Here is a 25686-nt window from a genome sequence, read left to right as displayed (position 1 = left end):
CCGCGTTCGGCAGCTCCTACGGGGTGTGTGAATCTGCTTACACAGTCAATCGCAACCGCGCCAAATCCCGCAGCGGTGGCGCCCCGAACAATCGGCTGTACTCCCGGCTGAACTGCGAAGGGCTTTCATACCCCACCCGATACCCCGCCGCCGACGCTTCCAGCCCTTCGGCCAGCATCAACCGTCGCGCTTCTTGCAGGCGCAGCTGTTTCTGATACTGCAGCGGACTCATCGCCGTCATCGCCTTGAAGCGGTGATGCAGCGTCGACACGCTCAGGTTCACTTCCCGCGCCAGATCATCGATGCGCAGCGGTTGCTCATAATTGCCGTTGAGCCATTTGATCGCCTGGCTGATGCGATGGCTCTGGCTGTTGGCGATGGCAATCTCATACAGCCGATGGCCCTGCTGGCTGCGCAACAGCCGATACAGAATCTCCCGACGAATCAGCGGCGCCAGCATGGCGATGTCTTTCGGTGTGTCCAGCAAACGCGCCAGACGCAGCACGGCGTCAAGCATGGCCGCGTCGATCCGCTCGACATACAGGCCTCGGCCCGTGGGCCGTGTGGGCACGCCGATGGGGCCGGCGTCGGCAATCAGTGCGGTGATTTCCGCAGGGTCGATGTCCAGCCGTATCGCGAGGATCGGTTCTTCGGGCGAGGCGTTCACCACCCGTCCGCTCAAGGGCATCGAGACCGACACCACCAGGTAATTCAGCGGGTCGTAATTGAAGTGTTCGTCCGCCAACCGAACTTCCTTGCGCCCCTGGGCCATGATGCACAGGGCCGGTTGGGCCAGCCCCGGGGCGAAATCATGGGATTGGCTGTGACGCGACATGAACAGCGAACTGACGGCGGTGGCATAGGAACCATCGTCCAGCGTGTTGCGACGGATGAGGTCGGCCAGTTCCGCGCGCTGTTTTTCCATGTCGGCGGGAAGCGGAGCCTGGAAGTGATCGAGCGACGACATGCAGGGAATCCTCCGTGAAGTGTTGGTCATGGGCCGAGCTTAAATTTGTGCAAGGGACAGCGGTAGACACATCCTGCCAAAAGCTTGCCTGATTCTGCATGGGTTTCGTGTGTCGCCCCGTCATGACGTGACGCAAATGGGCAACGGCTAACGCAAGCCTCCCCCTGTAGGAGCTGCCGAAGGCTGCGATCTCTGGATATTAAAGGCAGAAGTCAAAAGATCGCAGCCTTCGGCAGTTCCTACACAAAACTCGTGTGACAGTGGTATGACGGGTTTTACCGGTTGTTACGGGTGTTGAGCCAAGACTCGCAGGATTGTGCAATAAGCCGGCAGAAATCGACTAACACTGACTGTGATGCGCCGCCTAATCTTGGATCCTGTCGCAGCCCGTCCCACGGCTGCCACTCGACTCCCTGGGAGGGTTGAACATGTCTACGCAGATCCCCGTCAGTCATATGGCCTTCGTTCGCGCCCGCGCCGGGCGTTCGGCAGAACTCGGTGCGCGCCTGAGCGCCCTGATCGAACCGTCGCGCAACGCGCCGGGTTGCCTGAGCTTCGCCCTGCAGCACTCGCAATGTGATCCCGAGCTGTGGCTGGTGTCCGGTTTCTGGGCCAGCCAACAGGCGATGACCGCTTACTTCGGCAGTCCGGCGATGCAGATTTTTGCCGAGCTGGTGCAGGATATGGTGGTCAACAGCCTGGATTTCCATACCTTCAAGGATGTCTCGGCGACCCAGGCCCTCGGCCAGTCCCAGGCAGCGGTACACAAACTGGCCGGTTGAGGGTTTAATGGCGCAACTCTCCATTAGCCAGGATCCGCGACATGGCACGTAAAGCCTTTGAACACTTCGAAGCCGTTTCAGCAGTAGTACCGGGCGAGGGCGGTTACCACGCCGCGATTGCCGTCAAAGCCCTCGGTGGTTCCGGTGCCCCGGTTTTTCACAAAGTGCTGGAAGGCCAGACGTTCAAGACCGCTCATGAAGCCGACGAGGCCGCGGCCAAAGAGCTGACCCACCTCAAAGACGTCAAACAAGACGCCGACCTGCTCTGGTAATCACTTGACCGCCCCCGGGCGGAACATCTTGAACAGTGCCTCTGGCCCCAGCTGAAAATAATCCGCTGGTCCGCCGCCGCGCAGAATCGGTTCTGCCGCGGCGGTGTCGTACACCCCATCCTTCAACAGCCATTTGGCGATATGCACGGCGACCACTTCGCCGAGAATCAGCCAGCTCGGCACCACTTCCTTGTTGGCGCGCTGCAACTGAATGATCTGCGTGACCTTGCACTCGAAGGACACCGGGCTTTCGGCGACCCGTGGCACCTGAATGATTTTCGACGCGGCGGTGGTCAGCCCGGACAGTTCGAACTCGTTGACTTCCGGCCCGACCATGGCGCAGCTCTGGTTCATCTGCTCGGCCAGCGGACGCGTCGCCAGGTTCCAGGCGAACTCGCCGGTCTGTTCGATGTTGTTCAGGCTGTCTTTGCGCCCGACACTGGAGAACCCGATGATCGGCGGGATGTAGTTGAAGGCGTTGAAGAAACTGTAGGGCGCCAGGTTCAGGCGACCGTTGGCGTCCTGGGAGGAAATCCAGCCAATGGGACGCGGGCCGACGATGGCGTTGAACGGGTCATGGGGCAGGCCATGGCCGTTGGCGGGTTCGTAGAAATGGATATCGTCGGGCATGGAGTGAATTCCTGGGGCGTTCGGGATGGCAAATAGTGCAGGCCGTATCGCGTAAATTCCAGCTCGGGATTTTGTTACTGCAAAAATCGCGCTCTTTTGCCCGAGTGACAGAATTTTCATCCTGCACTTACCTATTTTTCACCGCTCCACCGCCAGTCTGCGCACCGGTCAATAACCCGAAGAAACGACCGCCACGAACTGGAGCTTGCCTTGAATGAATAAACTTCCTCAGATCACCCTGGCGTTCTGGGTCATGAAAATCTGCGCAACGACCCTGGGTGAAACCGCGGGGGATTTGTTGTCGATGACCCTTAATGTCGGTTACGCCATCAGCTCGCTGATCCTGATCAGCGTCTTTGTGCTGACGCTGGTCACGCAGTTGATGTCCAAAACCTACAAGCCGGTGCTGTACTGGATCGTGATCCTGTCGACCAGCACCGCCGGCACCACCATGTCCGACTTCATGGACCGCACCCTTGAATTGGGCTACGCCACGGGTTCGATGATCCTGATTGCGATTCTACTGGGGATTTTCGCGGCCTGGCGCTTGAGCGGCGATTCGCTGAACGTCACCAAGGTCCAGACCTTCCGGGGCGAGATGTTCTATTGGATGGCGATTCTGTTTTCCAACACCCTGGGCACGGCGCTTGGCGATTACCTGGCCGACGACTCGGGCCTGGGTTTTGCCGGTGGTGCGCTGCTGATTGGTTCGACCATTGCGCTGGTGGTGCTGTTGAAATACTTCACGAAGATTTCGTCGGTGCTGCTGTTCTGGGTGGCGTTCGTGCTGACGCGACCATTCGGCGCGACCTTGGGCGACTTCCTGACCAAACCCCATGCCAAGGGTGGCCTGGATTTCGGCACCATCGGTTCGTCGCTGGTGTTGGCGGGGATTCTGGTGGTGATGATTGCGGGGGCGTCTTACGTGCAGGGCAAGTACGCGAAGCAGACGGCGGCCGAGTTGACTTGAGACTGAGTCGTCCTCTTCGCGGGCTTGCCTGCGAAGAGGACGGTACAGCCACTATCAATATTGCTGTCAGTCGGTCTCGATCCGCGAATGCTTGCGGGTGTCTTTCATGGTCACGTACACCAGCAACGACACCGCGATGCACGCCGTGACATACCAGTAGTAACCGGTTTCCATGCCGATGCTCTTGAACCACAGCGCGATGTATTCAGCGGTGCCGCCGAAGATCGACACGGTCAGTGCGTATGGCAGGCCGACGCCCAGGGCGCGGATTTCGGTGGGGAACAGTTCGGCTTTGACCACCGCGTTGATCGAGGTGTAGCCGCTGACGATGATCAGCGCCGCCATGATCAGGAAGAACGCGCCCCACCAGCTCTGGATGGTGTGCAGGGTGGTCAGGATCGGTACGGTGAACAGCGTCCCGAGAATGCCGAAGGCAATCAGGATCGGCCGACGACCGACTTTATCCGACAGCCCGCCGATGATCGGTTGCAGGCACATGAACAGGAACAGCGTGGCCGCGGAAATCGTGGTGGAGTCGGAAATGCTCATGCCGACGGTGTTCACCAGGTATTTCTGCATGTACGTGGTGTAGGTGTAGAACGCCAGCGTGCCGCCCATGGTCAGGCCGACCACGGTCATCAGTTCCTTGGGATGGCGCAGCAAGGTGCGCATCGCGCTTTCTCGGGCTTTCTCTTTCTTGGTGAACGACTCGGTTTCTTCCATGCCACGACGCAGATACAGCGCGACCACGGCACACAGCGCGCCGATGGCGAACGGAATGCGCCAGCCCCAGGCGTACAGCTCTTCGGTGGTCAGGAAATTTTGCAGCACGATCAGCACACCCAGAGCGATGAGCTGGCCGGAGATCAGCGTCACGTACTGGAAGCTGGAGTAGAAGCCGCGACGTTCCTTGGTCGCCATCTCACTGAGGTACGTCGCCGAGGTGCCGTACTCACCCCCCACCGACAAACCTTGCAGCAGGCGGGCGAACACCAGCAGGATCGGCGCGCCGATACCGATGGTTTCATAGCCCGGGCTCAGGGCGATCAGCAGCGAGCCGAAGCACATCAGGTAGACCGACGCCATGAGCGCGGCTTTACGGCCGGCCTTGTCAGCGTAGAGGCCCATCAGCCAACCGCCGATCGGGCGCATCAGGAAGCCCACGGCGAAGATTGCGGCGGTGTTGAGCAGTTGGGCGGTGGTGTCGCCTTTGGGGAAGAAGACTTTGGCGAAGTACAGGGAGAAGGCGGCGTAGACGTACCAGTCGTACCACTCGACCATGTTGCCGACAGAACCGCTGAAGATCGATTTGATCCGGCTGGCGGTGCTTCTTTCTTTAGCCGGCACGGCAGCCGACCCAAGGGGCAGGGCGTTGGAGTTATCCATTGAAGGATCCTTCATTTAATTGTTTTTGTGGAGCGCGTTGAAACGCAGCCTGCGAGGGCTATAGCAGGAGCTGTGCCAAGGAGAGGAGGGCCGGTTTAGTGGGGGTTTGAGGTTTTGGTGAGCGGAAATCCGCTTATCTTTCGGAGGGTGGTGAGCGGGAAACCGCCGAAAAGATCGCGGCCTTCGGCAGCTCCTACATGGGATTGGCGTACACCCGTAGGAGCTGGCGAAGCCTGCGATCTTTTGATCCTAATAGTCATTCGCTGAGGAACATCTCCCGGCTCAACCCATGCCGCTGCATCTTTTCATTGAAGGTACGGCGCGGCAGTTGCAGCTCTTCAAGCACCGCTTTCACATCGCCCTTGTGCCGGGTCAACGCCGCGCGCAGGCAATGCGCTTCGAAAGCTTCCGCCTGCGCCGCCAGCGACTGGCCGGGATCGATCCCCGCCGGTTCCGGCTCACCGAGCCCCAGCACCTGCCGTTCGGCGACGTTCGCCAGCTCGCGCACATTGCCCGGCCAGTCGTGGCTCAGCAGATGGCTCAATTGCGGCCCGCTCAACGGTGGAAAGGTACGGCCAAGACGTTCGGCGGCACTCTGCGCGAAGAACTCGAACAGCAGTGGAATGTCTTCACGCCGCTCGCGCAACGGCGGCAGTCGCAGCTCGGCGACGTTCAAGCGATACGCCAGGTCCTCGCGAAAACGCCCGGCCCGGGCTTCATCCAGCAAGTCGGGCTTGGTCGCAGCGATGATGCGCAAATCCACGCGGATACTCTGATTGGAGCCCAATCGCTCAAGCTTCTGCTCCTGCAACACCCGCAGCAGTTTCACTTGCTGGGCCAGCGGCATGCTTTCGATTTCATCGAGAAACAGCGTGCCGCCGTCGGCGTATTCAAGCTTGCCGATGCGCTTGCCTTGGGCGCCGGTGAACGCGCCGCTCTCATGGCCGAACAGTTCGGCCTCGAACAACTGCTCGGGAATCGCCGCGCAGTTCAAGGCGACGAAGGGTTTGTCGGCGCGGGGGCCGAAGTCGTGCAGGCAACGGGCAACCAGTTCCTTGCCGCTGCCGGTTTCGCCACGGATCAGCACATTGACCGGCAGCGTTGCCAGATCCAGCACCTGCCGGCGCAGCGTCTGCAAACCACGGGACACTCCCAGCAGGGTGGCATCGAGTTTGGCGCGATTGTCCGCCTGCTCGTGCAGGGCACGGTTTTCCAGCACCAGACGGCGCTTGTCCAGCGCCCGGCGCAGGCTGCTCAGCAGGGTTTCCGGACTGAAGGGCTTTTCAAGGAAATCGTAAGCGCCATCGCGCATCGCTTCGACGGCCATCGGTACATCGCCGTGACCGGTCAGCAAAATCACCGGTAAATCGGCGTCGCGCCGCTGCACTTCGGCCAGCAGCTCCAGCCCGCTCATGCCGGGCATGCGCACATCGCTGAGAATCACCCCGGGGAAATGTTTCGGCAGTTGCGCCAGGCACTCATCGGCGCGGCTGAACAGTTGCACCTCGAACCCCGACAGGCTCAGCCACTGTTCGACGGCGCTGCGGATGCTGCTTTCGTCATCGACCACCATCACCGAATTGAGCATCAGGCAGCTACCTCCAAATCGATGGGCAACGTCAGGGTGAACACCGCGCCTTTTTCGCCATTATCGGCGCTCAGGCGTCCGCCCGCTTCGTGGACGATGGCAAAGGACACGGCCAGCCCCAAGCCCAGGCCATCACCCACCGGTTTGGTGGTGAAGAACGGATCGAACACCTGGCTCAAATGTTCTTCGGCAATGCCGCCGCCATTGTCGATGACACTCAGGCGCCACAGTTGTTCATCGGCTTCGAGGCGAATCTCCAGACGCTTGCAGGGTTTGCCCTGCATGGCGTCCAGGGCGTTGCGCAGCAGGTTGATCAGCACCTGTTCCAGACGAATCGCATCGCCACGCACCCAGGCCGGGCGAGTCAGGTGCAGCACCAGGCTGACCTGCTCATCGCGCAGGCGCGCGTCGAGCAATTGCAGGGCCTGATCCACCACCGCCGCCAGATCCAGCCGTTCGCGCAAACCGCTGGGGCTTTTGCGGGCGAAGGTTTTCAGGTGACCGGTCAGGGCGGCCATGCGCGTGAGCATGTCGTCCACCGGTTTCAATGCCTTGTAGGCCTCGTCGACCCGGCCGTGATCGAGCAGCAGCCTCAGCGTAGCAAGCTGCATGCGCTGAGCGGTCAGGGGCTGATTGATTTCATGGGCGAGGGCGGCCGACATCTGGCCGAGGGCCGCGAGTTTGGCCGATTGCACCAGACCGTCCTGGGCGGTGCGCAAATCCCGGGTGCGTTCTTCCACCAGTTGCTCGAGTTCTTCACGGCTGCGCTGACGCAATTTCGCCAGCCGCCAACGCTGATTGAGGAACAACAACAGAAACACCAGCGTCAACCAGGCACCGGCGGCGGCGAGTCCGGCGTTGCGGCGGTCTTCGAAGGCGATTTGCGGGCGACGCAACAGGTGCAGCGTCCAGCCTTCGGCGGCCAGCGGCAGCGATTCCCAAAGGTAATCCGCCCCGCCGTCGGGGCCATCGACCCGGGTCAGGGCACTGTTGTCGTCGAAGCGTCGCACCGATTGATACTCAAGCGGGGTCAGCGGTTGTTTGTCGTATTGCCGGGTGGCTTTGAGTTCGGCGCGGTCGCTGTCGCTCAGCGGTTTCAATTGGCGATAGCGCCAACCCGGCTGGTTGGCGATGAAGATGATCCCGCGCGCATCGCTGACCAGCAGTGTGTCGCTGCCCTGACGCCATTCGCGCTCAAGCTCCGGGAATTCCAGTTTCACCACCATGGCGCCGAGGAACTCGCCACTGTCGTCGGTCACCGCGCTGGACAGGAAGTACCCGGGAATGCCACTGGTTACGCCTACCGCATAAAAGCGCCCGGCGCCCTGGGTGCGGGTCTGGCTGAAGTAGGGGCGAAAACCGTAGTTGTGGCCGACGTAACTGCTGGGCAAACGCCAATTGCTGGCGGCCACGGCCAGGCCGGTGCGGTCGAGCAGTTCCAGGGTCGAGGACTGCGCGGCACCGTTGATTTTTTCCAGTTTGCGATTCAGGGCGGCCTGCTGTTCGGCGCTGACCGGACCGTTTAATGCCGAACGCAGTTCCGGGTCCAGTGCCAGCACGGCGGGCAGGGCGCGGTAGCGGTCGATCAGGGTGTGCAGGGAATTGGCGTACAGCGCCAGTTGCTGGTTGGCGCGGGCGGCGTCTTCTTCCAGCGCCTGACGTTCGGCGTGGCGGATGGCCAGGGTGGCGGCGAGGACGGCACCGGCGACGATTAGCAGGGTATACAACGACAGACGCAGGGTACGGGAAGTCGGCAGCATGCTGGCGCAAACAGAGAGTAGGTCGGGCGGGCACCATAGCATGGTGCCCGTCGGAAGAGACAAAGGCGTCAGAAGTTCTGGCGCCCTTGAGCCGTCAGCGAAGGATGTTGGTCCTGCGCATCGGAGTTCGGCTTGACCCTGCTCTGCGAAAAACAGTGTCACCGGGAGAGGATATGGATCCTCGACGCGACGATGCATTGCTTTCGCTGGTGTTTTCTGGTCTCAAACGGGTAATTTTCTCGAGCATCCCCATTGTTTGCCAGGTAATGCCTGTCAACGCTTCGACTTCCAGCACCTGTTCACGCAGCGATGTCTGTGCCTTTACAGACACTTCATCCAAAAGGCGCTGCTCCGCAATCAGCCTGTCTATTGTGTCTATCCACTTGCCTGCCTGGGCTTTGTTGTCCGCTTTGACCTTGGTGCCTCTGAACTCGTCGACGTACCCCCCCACTACCGGACCCAGCACGACCCCGGCCAAAGTTCCGGCAGCGGTTACACCGGCGTTGGTCATATTGAAGATACGGTTGGCGTCTTGCGTGACGTCTTTGGGCGGGATTGAACCGTCACCCTCAGGACTCCACGTGCCCGGTGGAGACCAGCCCGGGTTGAAAATAGTGGCGTGCACTGTGAGCTGTACCGCTGCGGTCAGCAGCGTTGCGACGATTGCTGCGTTGGCAGGTGATGATGTTCCGACCGGAAGCAACGCCAACCCGACTCTAGAGTTGACGGCCGCTAAAGCCATTCCCTTGCCCCATTCACCCCACGATTGCTCAGGCTTGGGCGGCAACTTGCCTGGAGGATTTTCTCCAGGATTGTCCACCAGTGCAGGCGTGCTAGAGACTTGCGACGTATTGCTTGCAGTGGAACTTCTGCGTGACGACGATGTGGAGGGGACATTAATCGCTACTTGTCCAGGCGATAAAGGAGGAGGCGTCATCATGGCCCCTTGCTCATCAACAAAGTTCATCGGGTTACCCCTCACCATCGAATACCGATTCAACCCGTCCACATTCCCCAATGGATCCGGGCCGATCCAGTGCCTTAGCCACGGTGCGTAATAGCGCAGCCCGTAATTGTACAAACCGCTGGCATCCATTTTTTTGCCGCTATAACGCACGGTTTTGTAGTCCGCTTCCACGACCGAACGGCTCGCCCACGAGGCGGTGGTGCCAAACGCATGGAATCGCTCACGGTTGATCAACAGGCCGCTCTTGTCCGTCTCGAGGGTGCATGAGCCCAGATGATCGCCATGGCTATAGCGCAGCTGATAATCCTCTATCCCCGGGTTGCCGCTGGCCCAATGCAGGCAGCGGATCGTGCGAGGGGCTGCGTCGATCACAATGACTTCCAAGGCTTGGTCCGTTTCATCGTGCAACTCCAGTCCCGGCAGATGACGGATCTGGGCGATCAGCGCGGTATTTTTCGCCAGAGTGGTTCGCAGGACTCTCAGTCGTTTGCCGTCGGCCCCATAGACAAACTGTTCATGATCGCTCTCGGCGGGAAGGGCACGGGCTACCGTCGTGCAGCGTAGGAGCTGGTTGCGCAGGTTGTAGAGCAGGGGCTGACCACCGCGCTGCAACAAAATCTGGTTGCCGCATCGATCGAAGCTGTTGGCAAAGTCGGGTTCGGCCCCGTCCTTGGACAGTGCCCGGTTGCTCTGGGGGGCGATCACCATTTCCAGGGTTTTGGACTGCCCGGGATGGTCACTGTGGTGGCTCAGGAGGGTCATGCCGCCGTTGGCGTTGTAGGAAAAATTTTGCGAATAGTTACGCAAAAGGCTGTCGTCTATCGGGCTCAGGTCCGGCAGGCCGGGATGGCCAGGGTCCACCTGTGCTTCGCAGCCGGTGGCATAGATCAGCCGACCCAGGCTGTCGTAGCGAAAGTCCTGGCTGTTCGTGATGCGCCGGTTGGCGAAGTGCCGGGGGGTGAAGGTCAGGTCGACGATCTCCAGGACATTGCCCATCTGATCATAGGTGTAGCGCGAATGCTGCAGCGTTTGGCCAATGGCCGATTGAGTTTTGAGTTCGACCACGCGCCCATCGGCCGGGTTATAGGTAGCCGTATCGACGGTGCCGTTGCCGTACGTTTGGCTTTCAAGTTGGCCGTGGGCGTTGTAACTCGGGCTGTGATACACCACGGTCTGTGGCTGCCTCGCAGGTTGCAGGGCGATGTTGCTTAATTGGCCGGCGACGTTGTAGGTCATGGATTGAAGGTGACTGCGTGCGTCGAGCCGGCTGAGCGAGGCGCCGGTTGCGTCGTAGGTGTGGCTCGTGGCAAACCGTTCGGGTTCGAGTTGAGGCTCGTTATCCTCTGGGTCTGGGGTCCAGTGCGGTGTACTCGACGTGTTGAGAAAACGTCGGGTTTCGGTCAGCGGTTGCCCGTTGAGATCGTAGCTGCTAATGGTGAGCTGGCCGGCGGGGTCGAGGTGTTCGATGACCCGGCCACACGCATTACGGGTGGTCGCCTCGGGCGAGCTGCCACCGAAGAAGATCCGTTCGGTGGTCTGTTCGGGTTCACCTGCGGCCCGTTCATGCACGGCGATCAGCCGCTGTTGCGAGTTGTATTCGTAACGTAGCCGCGTACCGCGCCCGTCCCACACTTGGAGTGTCTCGCCCGCAAGGCCGATCAAACGAACGGTGCGCCCCCCATCCACATGATGGCTGAACAAGGGCTCCCCCGACAGATTGTGCATATCGGTCTGAGCCGCGACCGTCAATCGCGGATCCCATTGCGTCACCAATCGCCCGGCAACATCATATTGTTGCCGGGTCACCAGCGCGACAGGCGTTTCACCGACCACGGTACGCAGGTAGGCGATCCGGCGAACCGCAAGACCACGGCTGTCATTCACCTGAAGCGACGGCGTGCGTCGATGGATGGCGACAGACATCAGTGCAATCTCCGTGCTTGCTTCGCCGGTGGCGGCTCGGCCGTATCATTGAAGTCTTCGCTGATGTGATACCAGGGATGATACGTCTCGCGGGAAAAATACCCTTTGGCGTTTATCAGTTTGATCGCGCGGCCCAGCACGTCATAGAACAGCTGATCGAAATAGCCGAGCTGGTGCAGGGACTGGTCGTCGACGTAGCCATGGGTGTTGGCGAAAAACGGCCGGAACTGCCGGACCGGCAGGCCTTTATTGTTGTATTCGACCCGTTCGCTGATGCGCCAGCGCGGATCCGCGAATACCTCAAGAAACTGGCCGTTCTCGATGATCAGCTTGCCGTCGGCATCCACCGCATAGGCCATGCCGGGCTCGACCAATTGCTGGGTTTGCAGCGCCCGGCCGAAGCCGTCCACGCAGGCTTTGACGATCTGGATCTGTGCCGGGACAGGATCGTCGGGGTAACGGTCGGCGCTGAGGACGACGCTGTGCACCGGCTCGCGGCGAACCGTGGCGATGAGTTCGCTCAACGCTTGTTCCGACGCATTCATCGCTGCACCTTGCTGCAACCGTTGGCGGGCGCTGGCGCAAATATGTCCGCTGGGCAGGACATCACCGTTGGCGATCCATTCAGCAAGCAGTTCGGGGCTGACAGCTGGCGGTAGCTGCCCCATCCAGCTGAACAGATCCTTGCGCAACGTACTGGCGGCTTGTTGGATGGCATCCACCGGGTTCTCGATAGCCGGACCCGGGCGATGATCCATCGGGCGCTCGAAGTCGCTCAAAGGCTTGAAGCCAGCGGCGCTGCCGTTTTCGGTGCCGTAAAAACTGATGGCCAGGGGCTGTCCGGATGGTTCGTAAATGGCTTCCTGAGTATTTTCGTTGGCATCGATGATGCGCACGGGTTGCAGCGCGTGATAGTCGTATTCGATCCGGGTCGTGCAACCATCGGGCAGTTCGACGCTTTTGATCGCCAGTCGATAGTCGTCGTACTCGGCTTTCGTCACGCCATGACTGGGCGTCTCGTGGTACTCGAGCACTTTGAAGAACCCGGCCAGATTGTCGTACTTGGCCAATCCGTGGTGCGACGACCACAAATTTTTTTCGGTGCCTTCCTCGGGCGGCTCCTCGAACAGAGGATCCATCGGCGTGTAACCGATTTCTTTCAGTTCATCCCGGATGTTGAAGGGCGGCGGCAGAATGCCGTAGGCGTCCAGCGCGGTCTTGTCCAGTTGCGCCACCTCCAGTGGACCGGCCAGGGCCTCGAATTCGGCCGCCTCTTGAGGAGGATCATCAGGCAATACAGTGCCGTCTTCGGTCTTCAGGTAGCGTTGCACGGATTGCCCGGTCAACTCCCTCAGCGTATTCCAGGCGGGCGAGTCGTGATGCTCTGTCAGTGCCTTGTAGGACACTTCTTGCGGGTTGAGACCCGACGGTAGCTTGCCTTTGGGCAATTTCAACGCATTGCTGCGTTGCTGCCAGGGCAGGCCCAGCCGCCGACGCTGCGGATTTTCATCCAGATCAATGAACCGGGCGCGGGTTTCGCTCAGGTAGTAAGACTGCTGGGCGTCGTCATGGGCGTCGCGCCACCACTGTTGTTCATCGGGGTCGGTAAAGGGCGGGGTGTCCCCTGCAGTTCGGCGGCGTGCATAGCTGATGGCCACTGAGTGCGTGGGCAGACCATACTTGCTCCAGCGCAGATTGATTTCATGCCGGCACAAGGGGTCGTCGATAAATTGTTCGTACTGGTAGCTGATCTTCTCGACCGGTAGAGGCAGGATGATCGCATCGGGATAGTGTTCACCTTTAGGCCGCACCTGGCGAACCAGGTAGCGATACTCTTCGACCGCGTAAGGCCGTGCCGTGAGCGGGTCGTCTTCGCCGTTGTAGGTTTCGACCCGCATGAGCGTCCCGGACATCCCCCGGGCGATTTCATACGGGAGGGTGCTGTCGTCGGGCGGTGTGAACGGTACGTCGAATTCATTGACAGGGTCATAGTCGCTGATCAACGTTTTGCCCAGCGGCACGGCATCAGGATCCCTGTCGAAATACTCATCACGTGACGGATCCATGAACTGGCCGATGACGAACCAGCTACAGGTCCGCACTGGCGCAGTAAAACCGGCATCCTCCGCACCCGTGGCGCTTTCGCTGTCGGTCTGTTCCACATGGCCGAACCCCCGGTACTCACGAGCAATCGGGTCGTAATAACCTTCGCGGTATTTGAACCCCTGGCTCAGGCAGTTGCCGGTGATTTCGTCCAGCTGCAATTGCCGACTGACAACCTGCACAGTGAGCGGCAAAAAGCACACAGGGACTTCCAGCGGCTTATCAGAAAGCCGTTCCTGCTTTTCATCCAGCCATTCCTGCGCCGAACTGCGGTAGACGACGCGGGCACTGCATCCCATGTTGTTGTTGCTGGAGGTGATCAGATAGGGTTTGGCCGACACAAAGTCGTAGCGCCAGTGGCGCGACTTCATGTGCGGCACCGTCAGGATCAGACTGGCACAGCCCAGGCCTTGCAGGTCGGCGAACGTGACCTCGCACAGTCGGTCGTATCGGACACCCTCAGGCCATGGCACGCTGATCGGGTCCCTCTCCAGGCCCTTGCCGCCACGGTTCAGATAAATCTCGAACGCATCGGACTTCAGATAGATCAATGCCGGTGCCCCGGATCCGTCGAGGTCGGCGATCCGCACCCGTGCGGAATCGAACTCGTGGTACTCGAACACGGGACCGGGGAGCACCCGCCCCTTGCCGAATTTGCCATGGCCCAGATTTGGCCAGCATTTGATTTCGTCGTGGCGGATGCGGCACAACTCAGTCGTGTCGCTGCCCAGCAGGTTGCCCAGAAACACCAGTTCGCTGGGGGCATTGCTGAACAAGGGAAGCCGGTCATCCCCGGGCTCATGGGGAACCTCTTCAGCCTGCTGGAAACCGTCTTCAAGATTATTGCGGTAAACGCGCACGGAGCGCGGCCCGATCACTGCCAGCGAAAGAAGCCCCTCACCAGCCAGGTCGCCCAGCTGTGAGTACGCACTGAAAAACTCTACCGGGAACTGGGCAAAGGTCTTGAATTCGGCCCATGTGCGATCTGCATTCAACGTGCGGAAACCACTCAAGCCCGGTTGGGCCGTGATCCAGTCGAGACGGCCATCGCCGGTCAGATCGGTCAGTATCTGAAGCACCGGTTTATTGCGGTTCGCCACCGGAATGTTTTCCAGCGCTTTCCATGGGCTGTAACCGATGTCATCCGGCCCCGACGCGGTACGCAACGGTTCCCGGTAGTACCAGCACTGGTCATAGCGGCAGAGAAAACCCGGCAAGCCTTCGCCGTAAAGGTCGACGCACTGGTAGAACCCGCCATCCTCGATGCCCGGCATGTTGTCGGGTTCGAGCAACCGTACGGGTGTTTTGTTGATGCTCAAAGGTGAATGCTCGAACTGCACCGGTGGGGTGTTTTCCACAAAGCCGCTGGCATCCCAGGCCTGATAGTGGGCCGAGGTGATCTGGCTGTAGCTCCAACTCTCCATGTGCTCGTTGTACTTGAGCAGCAGCCGCCGGACCAGTACCTTTTTGGCGCGTAGTTCGACGGGAAATTGATGAAACATCAACACCTGCTCGCAGCGCCGGCGCGTGCCGACTTCAAAGCCGTGCCCGAAGGCCGAGAAAGCATCCTGGCGGGTCAGCCAGGGTTGCAGGGTGGTGACGTCATATTCAGGTTTTTCGGTCAGGGAAACGGGGCGTTCCCCATAGTCGAACAGCAAATGAAAATGCCAGTACAGATCGGTCAGATGATCGACCGTCCAGCTGTACAGATCCTGGCTGGCGGTGAAGTTGCCATACAAGACCTGATGCAGATAGCGCTGGGCACTGTAGTCATGAACAGGGTCGGGGTCCTGGTCGTCGGCCTTGTAGACGTAACAGATATGTTCGCCGTGGGCGGTCATGCTTTCACAGAGCAGCCAGATCCCCACGCGTAGCGGATCGCCCGGATCCGCCACGCGCGAGTCCGCTGTTTTTCCGTACATATGCAACGAACCGTCCGGGCCGGACACCAGCCAGAAAATCGCCTTCGGCTCGCCCGGCGGGGCGATGACAGGCTCCCAGCGTTCCCTGATGCTGAAATCGCTTTCGACCTCCGGCGTGAAGCGCACCACCGTGTGAGGACCGATGTCCTTGCCATTGAAGCTGCTTTCGGTGCGGGACTTGATCGTGCCGTCCACATTGCGTTCTTTCGTGCAGATCTGCGAATCGTGACCGATGATTTCGTCATCGTCGCCATACAGCGGCACGCCCTTGTTGGTTCGACGACGGATTTGACCGTTGTTCAGATTCCAGCCGAGGCCGAACGGGCCATTGCCGGACTGACTGCTGTAAGTAAGCGCAAGCTGCGGGTCGGCGCCGCGTCCGGGAGAAATCGGCAGCGGCAGCTGGAATGACGCTTCGCCGGTCGGGCCCACGCCGCGCAAGCCCTGGCCGATCATGGCGATCGATGAGCTTTTAGCGATGGAGGGCGTGGTGATGCTGAGGTCTTGATCGGCCATGATTTCATCCGGTGCACACGCGGTGGGCGTGGGTGGATTAACGCTATCAAGGCTGAGGCGAGACGTAACCTGTCAGATCTGACAGGGGAGGAGGGTTTTCCAAGATCAAATTGATTGAACTGAAAGTTTTTCTATAACGAAAATAGTTGAAGCGCTGKATAAAAAACGGCCGGGTCATCAGTATCGATGAACCGGCCGTACGGGCAGGACGTAGTACTTACTGCACTTCTACCGCCAGGCTTTCGCTGATCTTCTGCTGCCAGATCGCAGGCCCGGTGATGTGTACCGACTCACCCTTGCTATCAACCGCCACAGTGACCGGCATGTCTTTCACGTCGAACTCGTAGATCGCTTCCATCCCCAGTTCGGCGAACGCCACCACGCGGGATTTCTTGATCGCTTGCGCCACCAGGTAAGCCGCGCCGCCCACTGCCATCAGGTAAACGGCCTTGTGGTCCTTGATCGCTTCGATCGCGGTAGGGCCGCGCTCGGATTTGCCGATCATGCCCAACAGGCCGGTTTGCTCGAGGATCTGACGGGTGAACTTGTCCATCCGCGTCGCGGTGGTCGGACCGGCAGGGCCCACCACTTCTTCGCGCACCGGATCAACCGGCCCGACGTAGTAGATGAAGCGACCTTTCAGGTCCACCGGCAGGGTTTCGCCCTTGTTCAGCATCTCGACCATACGCTTGTGCGCCGCGTCGCGACCGGTAAGCATCTTGCCGTTGAGCAGGACGGTTTCGCCCGGCTTCCAGCTCTGCACTTCTTCCGGGGTCAGGGTGTCGAGGTTGACGCGACGGGCCGACGGGCCGGCTTCCCAGACGATTTCCGGGTAGGCGTCCAAAGGTGGCGCTTCCAGCGAGGCCGGGCCGGAACCGTCGAGCACGAAGTGCGCGTGACGGGTGGCGGCGCAGTTCGGGATCATGCACACCGGCAGGGAGGCGGCGTGGGTCGGGTAATCCATGATCTTCACGTCGAGCACGGTGGTCAGGCCACCGAGGCCCTGGGCGCCGATGCCCAGTTGGTTGACCTTCTCGAACAACTCCAGACGCATCTCTTCGATACGGTTCTGCGGGCCGCGCGCTTTCAGTTCGTGAATGTCGATGGATTCCATCAACACTTCCTTGGCCATCACGGCGGCTTTCTCGGCGGTRCCGCCGATGCCAATGCCGAGCATGCCCGGTGGGCACCAGCCGGCGCCCATTTCCGGAACGGTTTTCAAAACCCAGTCGACGATCGAGTCGGACGGGTTGAGCATGGCCATCTTCGACTTGTTCTCGGAACCGCCGCCCTTGGCCGCCACGTCCACTTCCACGGTGTTACCCGGAACGATGGAGTAGTGGATAACGGCCGGGGTGTTGTCCTTGGTGTTTTTACGAGCGCCCGCCGGGTCGGCGAGGATCGAGGCACGCAGGACGTTTTCCGGCAGGTTGTAAGCCCGGCGCACACCTTCGTTGATCATGTCGTCCAGGCCCATGGTGGCGCCATCCCAACGTACGTCCATGCCTACGCGCACGAACACGGTGACGATGCCGGTGTCCTGGCAGATCGGGCGGTGGCCGGTGGCGCACATGCGCGAGTTGATCAGGATTTGCGCGATGGAATCGCGGGCTGCCGGCGATTCTTCACGCAGGTAGGCCTCGTGCATCGCCTGGATGAAATCCACGGGGTGGTAGTAAGAAATGAATTGCAGGGCGTCAGCAACGCTCTGAATCAGGTCGTCTTGCTTGATCACGGTCATCGAGTCGCGCTCCTCTAAAAGACGGGAACATTCAATAAGGTGCCTGCGGCTTGGGTGCATCGGTCGGTCGCAGACACCTTTCAAGGCACGCCGGGCATGCTGGCGCGACGCTAAAAAGGCGCGGCAGTATACCGCGCATCAAAGGCGGGTACATCCGTTGACAGTCAAACGTTGGTCGCATAGGTCGGTATTGGCTGGCGCGCCCGGTAGTTGGTCATGGCGCATACATTTGTAGGAGCTGCCGAAGGCTGCTCCTACCGGGGGAAGTCAGTCATCGTTCTGACGCCAGAATTTCGCCCCAAAAATTGAATGGTCATTTATCAGACTCGCCACTAAAGTGGCATCCGGCCTGTAGAGTAGGACACTCGATCAGCCTCCTTTCGCACGGTGAATCAACGATTGACCCATAACGCCATCCAGCGGCTTTTGCTCAAACGCTTTGCCCTTGCGGCCGGCACTTATGCCCTGGCCTTGCTGCTGGTGTGGCTGGCGTTTTTCACCGGCCATTACGACGACTCCCTTGCCGGCATGGTGATCGGCAGCGTGTTGACGGTGTTCAGCCAGGCCGTGTTGTTCGCGGTGTTTTACAGCGGCACGAACCTGCGCTGTTCCGACCCCAGCCTGACCGAAGTGCAAATACTGCTGGGGCTGGGTTGGCAATCCTGGCTGATCGCCCATCTGGACGAGGCCCGCGGTGCGTTTCTGGTGTTTTACCTGCTGATCCTGTTGTTCGGGCTGTTTCATCTGTCGCGTATTGCTTTTGTGCGTTGCGCGTTGCTGGTGTTCTTCAGTTTCAGCGCCATCACGTTATGGGGGCTTTACCACTTCAAGCTGCACGACCCCACGCAAGCCCTGTTGCAGGTGTGCGTGCTGTTTGTGGTACTCGGCTGGCTGGTGCTCTATGCCCGTTACGTCCAGGTGTCGCGCCAGCGTATGCGGCAGCGGCGGTTCGCCTTGCAGGCGCATCAGGACACCCTGCGCGGGATGATGCGCCAGCTCGAAGGCCTGGTGGCGACCGACGAACTCACCGGGCTGTTCAACCGCCGGCATTTCCTGCGCCTGGCCTCCCGCGAGCTGAACGCCATGGAAGTCGGTGTGGTGCATGGCCTGGCGCTGATCGACCTCGACCACTTCAAACGCATCAACGATGTTCACGGCCACGCCGCCGGCGATCAGGTGCTGCAAGCGTTCGCCGGAGTGGCCACGGCCTGCCTGCGCGATGGCGATATTCTGGCCCGTTATGGCGGTGAAGAATTCGTGGTGCTGTTGCCCGATTGCGATGCCGAGCGCCTGACGGCCTGTTGCGAGCGCTTGCGCATAGCCTTCATGGATGTCGAATTGGTCGGCCTGGAGATCGCCCATCTCAGCCTGTCGGCGGGCATGACCTTATTGGAATTGGGTGACGATCTGGATCGTGCCTTGCACTGCGCCGATCAGGCGCTGTACCGCGCCAAGCGTGACGGCCGTAACCGTTGCGCGGCCGCCTGGGAGAATGTCGATGCCTGAGTTACGGGTCGGCGAACGCCAATGGGCAGTGGAGGCGGGCAGTAACCTGCTCGATGCCCTCAATCAAAACGGCGTGCCGGTGCCCTACAGCTGCCGCGCCGGTAGTTGCCACGCGTGCCTGGTCAAATGTGTCGAGGGCCTGCCCAGCGACAGCCGTCCCGATGCCTTGAGCAATGAACAGCGCCAACAGGGCTGGCGGTTGGCCTGTCAGTGCCAGGTGGTTGACGATCTGCAAGTCGAAACTTTTGACCCGCTGCGCGATGGTCTTGCCGCGCAAGTGGTCGCCAGCGATTGGCTGAGCGCCAGCGTGTTGCGCTTGCGCCTGACCAGCGAGCGCCCGTTGCGCTATCAGGCGGGGCAGCATCTGGTGTTGTGGGCGGGGCAGGTGGCGCGGCCATATTCCCTGGCCAGCCTGCCGGAGGAAGACCGTTTTCTGGAGTTCCACCTCGATTGCCGCCAACCGGGGGAATTCAGTGATGCGGCGCGGCGCTTGAAAATCGGCGACCCGATCCGCCTCGGCGAGTTGCGCGGCGGGGCGCTGCATTACGACTCGGGCTGGCACACCCGACCGCTGTGGTTGCTGGCGGCCGGCACCGGTCTGGGGCCGTTGTTCGGTATTCTGCGCGAAGCGTTGCGTCAGGATCACCAAGGTGCCATCCGCGTTATTCACCTGGCCCATGATGCCGGTGAGCATTATCTGGCCAAACCCCTGCAAGCCATGGCCGAGGGCCGTGAAAACCTCAGCATCGAGCTGTGGACGGCGGCCGAGTTGCCCGCGGCTTTGGCGCAACTGCGCCTTGTTTCCCGGCAAACCCTGGCCTTAGTCTGCGGAGCACCCGACAGCGTCGACGCCTTTGCCCGGCGCCTGTACCTGGCGGGTTTGCCGCGCAATCAACTGCTGGCGGATGTCTTTGTCCCCCATGGTTGAGCGCTGATTTTTGTGGCGAGGGAGCTTGCTCCCGCTGGGCTGCGTAGCGGCCCCAAAAGTTTGTGAGCGCTGCGCACTGGAGCGCCAGCCCGGTCAAGCGGGAGCATGCTCCCTCGCCACAGTTGATCCTCTCAGATCAGGACACGCCATGCCCGACGTCATCCAGTTTGAGCGTGAGCGCGGTTTACTGACCCTGCGCCTCAACCGCCCGGAAAAGAAAAACGCCCTGACCCGCGCCATGTACAGCCAACTGGCGGAGGGGTTACGACTTGCCGACAGCGATCCTGAGGAAGCGCCGGACCGGGAACAGCTGCGCCAGGTCATAGAAGAGGGCGCGTTGTTCACCCAGCGGTTGCGCTCGCCGGAAGCGATGGCGGCGTTGTCAGCGTTTATCAGCAAACACTAACCGATCGTTCCCACGCTCTGCGTGGGAATGCCTCAACGGACGCTCCGCGTTCGGCTTTTGGGACGCAGAGCGTCCCGGGCTGCATTCCTTTGCTGCGCGTGGGAACGATCACCACAGACGAAAAAAAGCCCCGCCATTCACATGGCGGGGCTTTTGTTTTTCAGCAATCGGTCACTCAGACCTGCGGGTCGCCCACGTGCAGGATCTTCATGCCGTTGGTACCGCCGGTGGTGTGGTAGCTGTCGCCCTTGGTCAGGATCACCCAGTCACCTTTCTGTACGACGCCGCGCTTGACCAGCTCGTCGATGGCTTTCTGGCTGACTTCGTTTGGTGCCAGCGAGGCCGGGTCGAACGGAACGGTGTACACGCCACGGAACATCGCTGCGCGGGCCTGGGCTTCGCGGTGCGGGGTGAACGCGTAAATCGGCACCGACGAGCGGATACGCGACATGATCAGCGGGGTGTAGCCGCTTTCGGTCAGCGCGATGATCGCTTTCACGCCTGGGAAGTGGTTGGCGGTGTACATGGTTGCCAGCGCGATGCTCTCGTCGCAGCGCTCGAATTCCTTGCCGATGCGGTGGCTGGAGGTCTTGCTGGTCGGGTGCTTTTCAGCGCCGATGCAGATGCGCGCCATGGCTTGCACCGCTTCCAGCGGGTACAGGCCAGCAGCACTTTCGGCCGACAACATCACGGCGTCGGTGTAGTCGAGCACGGCGTTGGCTACGTCGGATACTTCGGCGCGGGTCGGCATCGGGTTCTGGATCATCGACTCCATCATCTGGGTCGCGACGATCACGGCCTTGTTGTGGCGGCGTGCGTGCAGAATGATTTTCTTCTGAATGCCCACAAGCTCGGCGTCGCCGATTTCCACGCCCAGGTCACCACGGGCCACCATCACCGCGTCGGAGGCCTTGATCAGGCCGTCGAGGGTTTCGTCGTCGGCCACGGCTTCGGCGCGTTCGATCTTCGCCACCAGCCAGGCAGTGCCGCCGGCTTCGTCGCGCAGTTGACGGGCGTATTCCATGTCGGCGGCGTCACGCGGGAAGGACACGGCGAGGTAGTCGACTTCCATTTCGGCGGCGAGCTTGATGTCGGCCTTGTCTTTCTCGGTCAGGGCCGGCGCCGTCAGGCCACCACCGCGACGGTTGATGCCTTTATGGTCCGACAGCGGGCCGCCGATGGTCACGGTGCAATTCAGTTCGGTGGCGGTGGCGGTATCGACGCGCATCACCACGCGGCCGTCGTCGAGCAGCAGCTCGTCGCCCACGCCGCAGTCTTTCACCAGGTCCGGGTAGTCGATGCCGACCACTTGCTGGTTGCCTTCGGTCAGTGGATGGCTGGTGGAGAAGGTGAATTGATCACCGATCTTCAGCTCGATCCGCTTGTTGGCGAATTTGGCGATACGGATTTTCGGGCCTTGCAGGTCACCCAGCAGGGCGACGAAGCGGCCGTGCTTGGCAGCGAGGTCACGCACCAGCTTCGCGCGAGCCTTGTGCTCGTCGGGGGTGCCGTGGGAGAAGTTCAGGCGGGCGACGTCCAGGCCAGCCAGAATCAGCTGTTCGAGAACTTCCGGCGAGTTACTGGCCGGGCCAAGGGTAGCGACGATTTTGGTACGACGGACGGACATGCAAAGACTCCTGAGTTCAAGCGCTAGCAGAGGCTACTATGGTCTTTGGGTGTAGTCATTGTTCGTTTGCACTACTTATTGCTTTCTTTATTGAACGCGACAATCGGCGTAAACGGTTCTGAAGATTTCCGCCAACGGGTCGATACAGAGCGCAAGACAGGAGATTCCCCATGCGATTCGTGCCCATTGCCGCCCTTGCCCTCAGCGTCCTCAGCGTCACGGGCTGCACCCGTTGGTCGATGGACCATCATTTGAACAATGCCTACAGCGCCTACGAACGCGGCAACTGCGAGCAGGTGATGCTCGAACTGTCCAAGGTCGATCGTGACAGTCGCTCCCGTCGCTACATACAGCCGGAAGTGTCGATGATGCGCGGCCAGTGCCTGGAGCGGCAGAAGCTGTTCATCGATGCGGCGCAGACTTATCAATTCATTATCGCCTCGTACCCGCAAAGCGAATACGCCTACCGCGCCCGTGCCCGTCTGGAAACCTTGCAGAGCCTGGGCCATTACCCGACGCGCAGCGCGGCGGCCGTGCGCCCGACGCAGTTCTGATGGCCGCTGTCATGCAACGGCTGGCCGCCCGGCGGTGGTGAGCTATAGTCGAATGGATCGGTTTTAGAACCCTGCTTCTAAACCGAGGTGATACCTGTGATCGGCTGCAGTAAACGTCAGCGTTGTAAGGGCTGACGCACCAGGATCGGGGAGAGCGCGCCCAGGCTTATCAAGGAGCCGGCACGTTCCGAAGCATTAGTGCGGCCCTGCTTAAGGGCCTTGCTGGGCCATTTGCGCATGTTTACCGACCGCCGGATCGAGCGGCATCAACTGCCGTATTTTCTGAAAGTGTTCAACAGCGTCACCGACAAACCCATCGGCTTTCTGGGCAACTTGTCCAACGACGGGCTGATGCTCATCAGCCAGTTGCCGATGATGGTGGGCGTCGACTTTGACCTGCGATTGAAAATCCCCGCCAGCGACGGCTGCCAGCAGGTCATTGACCTGAAGGCGTGTTGTCTGTGGTGCCATGAAGACGCCACGCCCCACCATTATGACGCCGGGTTCAGCCTGCAACCGGCACCGCCGGAGTATGGGCAGCTGATGGAGGCGTTGACGCAGTACTTCAGCTTTCAGCCATTGCCTGCTTCAGCCTGACAAATCCGCAACCAGTAGCAGCTGGCACAGCCTGCTGCTACTGGGATTCGTCGCTACGTCGTTTTAATCGCCTTCTCGTTATCTAGCGATCGCTCCACCAGCATCAACCCCAACTCACTCATCCGATAAATCGCCATGGCCAGATGTCGCGGCTTGTCGTCCAGGCTTTCAGCCAGGTCGAGCAGCAGAATGCTGACCGTCGAAAAGGTTTCGTAGGTCTCGATGGTCAAGGCTTCGGGATTGGCATCGGGGACAACGGTGAACATTTTCATGGATCGTTCCTCGGTGGGGCGCTCGTTGGCAAAACACGGCTCAGTGTTTTCCTGTTTTAGATAGTGATCTAGAGCCCTGTTGGCAGCTTCTTGGAGTTTTCTTGAGTCGAGGGTTCCGTAGGGGGAACGCGGGATGGTATTGCGTGGATTGGGTCGAGGCATTAACACGGTTAACTCCTTGTTGGAGCTACCGCCGATTCGGAGGTAGACGAATGGACGGCAGCGAGGGAAGGAGAACCTTATGTCGGGACGGACAGCACCCACAATCAGCCCAGGTCGCTGACACTTGTAGGCAGATGCGCTTCATTCTGTAGCCGTTAGCGCTGCTATTCGAGAAGTCGGGAGGAGGACAACAAGCAGATTACTGACCATGAGCGTCAGTTGTTACCCGATGAGAGGCATCGGGTAACAACTGAGGAGAATTGCGACTCTTGATGGTTAGCTAGTCATTAGGGGCATTCTTTTTTGGAACCTGTGATTCTTTAAAATCGGTGGAGATAGAAATAAGTGCCAAAGAGATGAATTCTTGGTTTCGATCTATCGTTTGCATTGCACATCGGATGTTATCCGCTACTTCGGTACCCCCTCGTTGCGCCACCCAATTCGATAGTTCTTCTATAGCGGCGCCCAAAGCCAGTTGGTTCTCATTGATCTGCGTTAGCACTGAAGCAAATAGGTTTGTCTCGTCCATGATTGATTCCTTGTGATAGAGCTTTCAGGGGATTGGTTTTCGTAAGTACCCGGATTGAAGGCCTGTCGTACGTGCTCGCACGTCATATTCATGTAGACATCGTGATATGACGATTTTATATACGATTCGACGTTACATCGTCCCAGCTTTTTTCCACCCCAAATACGCCGTCACCAACTCGGCCCCCAACTCCCCAGGCCGAGCATCCACCACCGGCACTCCATGAGCACTCAAGCGCTCATGGAGCTGCGCCCGGTCATTCAAATAATCCACCGTCCCACAATAGGCCAGCGCCTCCGGCAACGTTTGCACCGGCGTTTGCCGCAGGCTGTCGAGCAAGTCTTCGCGCAGGCTAGCTACCAGCACACGATGCAGTTTGCTCAGGCGTTTGACCGCAGTGAGCAATTCTTCATCGTCTTCGTCCCGCAGGTTGGTGACCAGCACCACCAGCGCCCGGCGTTTTTGTCGGGCGAGTAACTGGGTGGTCGCGGCCTGGTAGTCGGCGCTGCGTTGGGTGCTTTTCAGGTCATATACCGTGTTGAGCAACACGTTGAGCTGGCCGCTGCCTTTGACCGGAGCGAGGTAATGCGCGTGGTCAGTGGCGAAGGTGCTCAAGCCCACCGCGTCGCCCTGGCGCAACGCGATGTAACTGAGCAGCAGGCAGGCATTGAGGGCGTGATCGAAATGCGCGAGTTCGCCGTCCTGGCTGCGCATGCGGCGGCTACAGTCGAGCATGAAGATGATTTGCTGGTCGCGCTCGTCCTGGTACTCACGGGCGATGGGTGTGCGTTGGCGGGCGGTGGCTTTCCAGTCGATCTGGCGCAGGCTGTCGCCTTCACGGAATTCTCGTAGCTGATGGAATTCCAGGCCCAGGCCGCGACGTTGGCGCTGGCGTACGCCGAGTTGGCTGAGCCAGTTGTCCACCGCCAGCAGTTGGCCGCCGTAGAGGCGGGCGAAGTCGGGGTAGACGCGGGTGTTGTCGGGTATGTTGAGCAGGCGTTTGTCTGACCACAAACCCATGGGACTCGGCAGGTTGATTTCGCAGTGTTCGAAGCTGAAATGGCCGCGCATGAGCGGGCGCAGGCGGTAGCCGATCTGGCTCTGTTGGCCGGGTTGCAGTTCGACCGACAGGGGCAGGTTTTCGAAGCTCAGGCCGTCGGGTACGTGGTCGAAGATCTGAATGTTCAGTGGCTGGGTAAGATTATGCTCGACCTCCAGTCGCACTTCGCTCCATCGACCGAGTGCCAGGCTGCCGGGCATTTGCCGCTGGAGGCGCGGTGAGGGCAAACGCTTGAGGCGAATGGCGTCGAGTATCGCCAGGGCCAGCAGGGCTAGCAGTAATCCCCAGTTGATCGATAAAAGGCTTGATGGGACGTCGATGTCCAGCGCCCGTAAGGCGCCCAGTACGATGCCGATGGCGAGCAGGATGGCAAGCCAGATCAGCTGCAGGCGCGAGGGTTTCATGGCGTGACACCGTGTGATCCGTTGAAAAGATCGCAGCCTTCGGCAGCTCCTACAAGGGACCGCGTTCGGCGTAGGAGCTGCCGAAGGCTGCGATCTTTTCTCGGGGCCACGCGG

General features: G+C 60.2%; 19 protein-coding genes and 1 pseudogene. 8 read left to right on the top strand and 12 right to left on the bottom strand.

Translation table 11 applies throughout. The features are described 5' to 3' along the window. Positions 1-37: 37 nt before the first annotated feature. Positions 38-967, bottom strand: coding sequence for an AraC family transcriptional regulator (locus AC1D2Q_RS13200; protein ID WP_477813447.1), 930 nt, complete (start codon positions 965-967; stop codon positions 38-40). 428 nt (positions 968-1395) lie between these two features. On the opposite strand from AC1D2Q_RS13200, the gene AC1D2Q_RS13195 reads away from it, so the two are divergent. Beyond that, positions 1396-1749, top strand: a complete 354-nt coding sequence (locus tag AC1D2Q_RS13195) for a putative quinol monooxygenase (RefSeq protein WP_230174931.1) — start codon at positions 1396-1398, stop codon at positions 1747-1749. Positions 1750-1790: 41 nt separating this feature from the next. Next, positions 1791-2021 carry a hypothetical protein gene (locus AC1D2Q_RS13190; protein WP_019581518.1) on the top strand — a complete coding sequence of 77 codons (231 nt, stop codon included), beginning with the start codon at positions 1791-1793 and terminating at the stop codon, positions 2019-2021. Here the strand turns inward: AC1D2Q_RS13190 and AC1D2Q_RS13185 are convergent, their stop codons facing one another. After that, positions 2022-2651 (bottom strand): flavin reductase family protein, encoded by a 630-nt coding sequence (locus AC1D2Q_RS13185; RefSeq protein WP_018926552.1) that lies wholly within the window; start codon positions 2649-2651, stop codon positions 2022-2024. A gap of 214 nt (positions 2652-2865) precedes the next feature. Here AC1D2Q_RS13185 and AC1D2Q_RS13180 point away from each other — a divergent pair, with 214 nt between their 5' ends. Then, the gene (locus tag AC1D2Q_RS13180) at positions 2866-3621 is read left to right on the top strand and encodes a COG4705 family protein (RefSeq protein ID WP_019581516.1); all 756 of its coding nucleotides are present in this window, start codon (positions 2866-2868) and stop codon (positions 3619-3621) included. Positions 3622-3687: 66 nt separating this feature from the next. Here AC1D2Q_RS13180 and AC1D2Q_RS13175 read toward each other — a convergent pair whose 3' ends face one another. The 6 genes from AC1D2Q_RS13175 to AC1D2Q_RS13150 all read right to left on the bottom strand — a co-directional run bounded on the left by AC1D2Q_RS13175 (position 3688) and on the right by AC1D2Q_RS13150 (position 17527). Next, positions 3688-5007, bottom strand: a complete 1320-nt coding sequence (locus AC1D2Q_RS13175; protein WP_018926549.1) for an MFS transporter — start codon at positions 5005-5007, stop codon at positions 3688-3690. A 256-nt stretch (positions 5008-5263) separates the two neighbouring features. Beyond that, positions 5264-6595 (bottom strand): sigma-54-dependent transcriptional regulator, encoded by a 1332-nt coding sequence (locus AC1D2Q_RS13170; protein ID WP_477813446.1) that lies wholly within the window; start codon positions 6593-6595, stop codon positions 5264-5266. Continuing rightward, the gene (locus tag AC1D2Q_RS13165; protein ID WP_477813445.1) at positions 6595-8355 is read right to left on the bottom strand and encodes a sensor histidine kinase; all 1761 of its coding nucleotides are present in this window, start codon (positions 8353-8355) and stop codon (positions 6595-6597) included. Before AC1D2Q_RS13165 ends, AC1D2Q_RS13170 begins: the two co-directional genes overlap by 1 nt. A 94-nt stretch (positions 8356-8449) precedes the next feature. Beyond that, the gene (locus tag AC1D2Q_RS13160; RefSeq protein WP_477813444.1) at positions 8450-11245 is read right to left on the bottom strand and encodes an RHS repeat domain-containing protein; all 2796 of its coding nucleotides are present in this window, start codon (positions 11243-11245) and stop codon (positions 8450-8452) included. Then, entirely contained in the window at positions 11245-15786 is a 4542-nt protein-coding gene (locus AC1D2Q_RS13155) for a SpvB/TcaC N-terminal domain-containing protein (RefSeq protein WP_477813443.1), read from the bottom strand. Before AC1D2Q_RS13155 ends, AC1D2Q_RS13160 begins: the two co-directional genes overlap by 1 nt. A 217-nt stretch (positions 15787-16003) precedes the next feature. Continuing rightward, a complete protein-coding gene (locus tag AC1D2Q_RS13150; protein ID WP_205889510.1) occupies positions 16004-17527 on the bottom strand; it encodes a fumarate hydratase in 1524 nt (507 codons plus the stop codon). Positions 17528-17926: 399 nt separating this feature from the next. On the opposite strand from AC1D2Q_RS13150, the gene AC1D2Q_RS13145 reads away from it, so the two are divergent. The 3 genes and pseudogenes from AC1D2Q_RS13145 to AC1D2Q_RS13135 form a co-directional block, all read left to right on the top strand. Next, positions 17927-19033: a GGDEF domain-containing protein gene (locus AC1D2Q_RS13145; protein WP_477813442.1), complete on the top strand. Its 1107-nt coding sequence runs from the start codon at positions 17927-17929 to the stop codon at positions 19031-19033. Next, positions 19026-19961, top strand: a complete 936-nt coding sequence (locus tag AC1D2Q_RS13140; RefSeq protein ID WP_477813441.1) for an iron-sulfur-binding ferredoxin reductase — start codon at positions 19026-19028, stop codon at positions 19959-19961. Before AC1D2Q_RS13145 ends, AC1D2Q_RS13140 begins: the two co-directional genes overlap by 8 nt. 148 nt (positions 19962-20109) lie before the next feature. Next, a pseudogene (locus tag AC1D2Q_RS13135) lies at positions 20110-20250 on the top strand (enoyl-CoA hydratase); the annotation flags it as partial. Between the two features lie 292 nt (positions 20251-20542). On the opposite strand, the gene pyk reads toward AC1D2Q_RS13135, so the two are convergent. Next, the gene (gene pyk / locus AC1D2Q_RS13130; RefSeq protein WP_018926537.1) at positions 20543-21994 is read right to left on the bottom strand and encodes a pyruvate kinase; all 1452 of its coding nucleotides are present in this window, start codon (positions 21992-21994) and stop codon (positions 20543-20545) included. Between the two features lie 170 nt (positions 21995-22164). On the opposite strand from pyk, the gene AC1D2Q_RS13125 reads away from it, so the two are divergent. Together AC1D2Q_RS13125 and AC1D2Q_RS13120 are read left to right on the top strand one after the other, a co-directional pair. Further along, positions 22165-22548, top strand: coding sequence for a tetratricopeptide repeat protein (locus tag AC1D2Q_RS13125; protein ID WP_477813440.1), 384 nt, complete (start codon positions 22165-22167; stop codon positions 22546-22548). 237 nt (positions 22549-22785) lie between these two features. Beyond that, positions 22786-23145, top strand: a complete 360-nt coding sequence (locus AC1D2Q_RS13120; protein ID WP_028939423.1) for a PilZ domain-containing protein — start codon at positions 22786-22788, stop codon at positions 23143-23145. A 53-nt stretch (positions 23146-23198) separates the two neighbouring features. Here AC1D2Q_RS13120 and AC1D2Q_RS13115 read toward each other — a convergent pair whose 3' ends face one another. The 3 genes from AC1D2Q_RS13115 to AC1D2Q_RS13105 form a co-directional block, all read right to left on the bottom strand. Next, positions 23199-23579, bottom strand: a complete 381-nt coding sequence (locus AC1D2Q_RS13115) for a DUF6124 family protein (protein ID WP_081625771.1) — start codon at positions 23577-23579, stop codon at positions 23199-23201. A gap of 280 nt (positions 23580-23859) precedes the next feature. Beyond that, on the bottom strand, positions 23860-24108 hold the full coding sequence (locus AC1D2Q_RS13110) for a hypothetical protein (protein ID WP_019581504.1): 249 nt from the start codon (positions 24106-24108) through the stop codon (positions 23860-23862). A 132-nt stretch (positions 24109-24240) separates the two neighbouring features. Next, entirely contained in the window at positions 24241-25572 is a 1332-nt protein-coding gene (locus tag AC1D2Q_RS13105; protein WP_477813439.1) for a DUF58 domain-containing protein, read from the bottom strand. Between the last annotated feature and the right edge of the window lie 114 nt (positions 25573-25686).

This window comes from Pseudomonas sp. P1_A1 (genome assembly GCF_056406935.1).
Note: the sequence above shows the minus strand (reverse complement) of the source record. Positions and strands in the feature narration are given on the sequence as shown.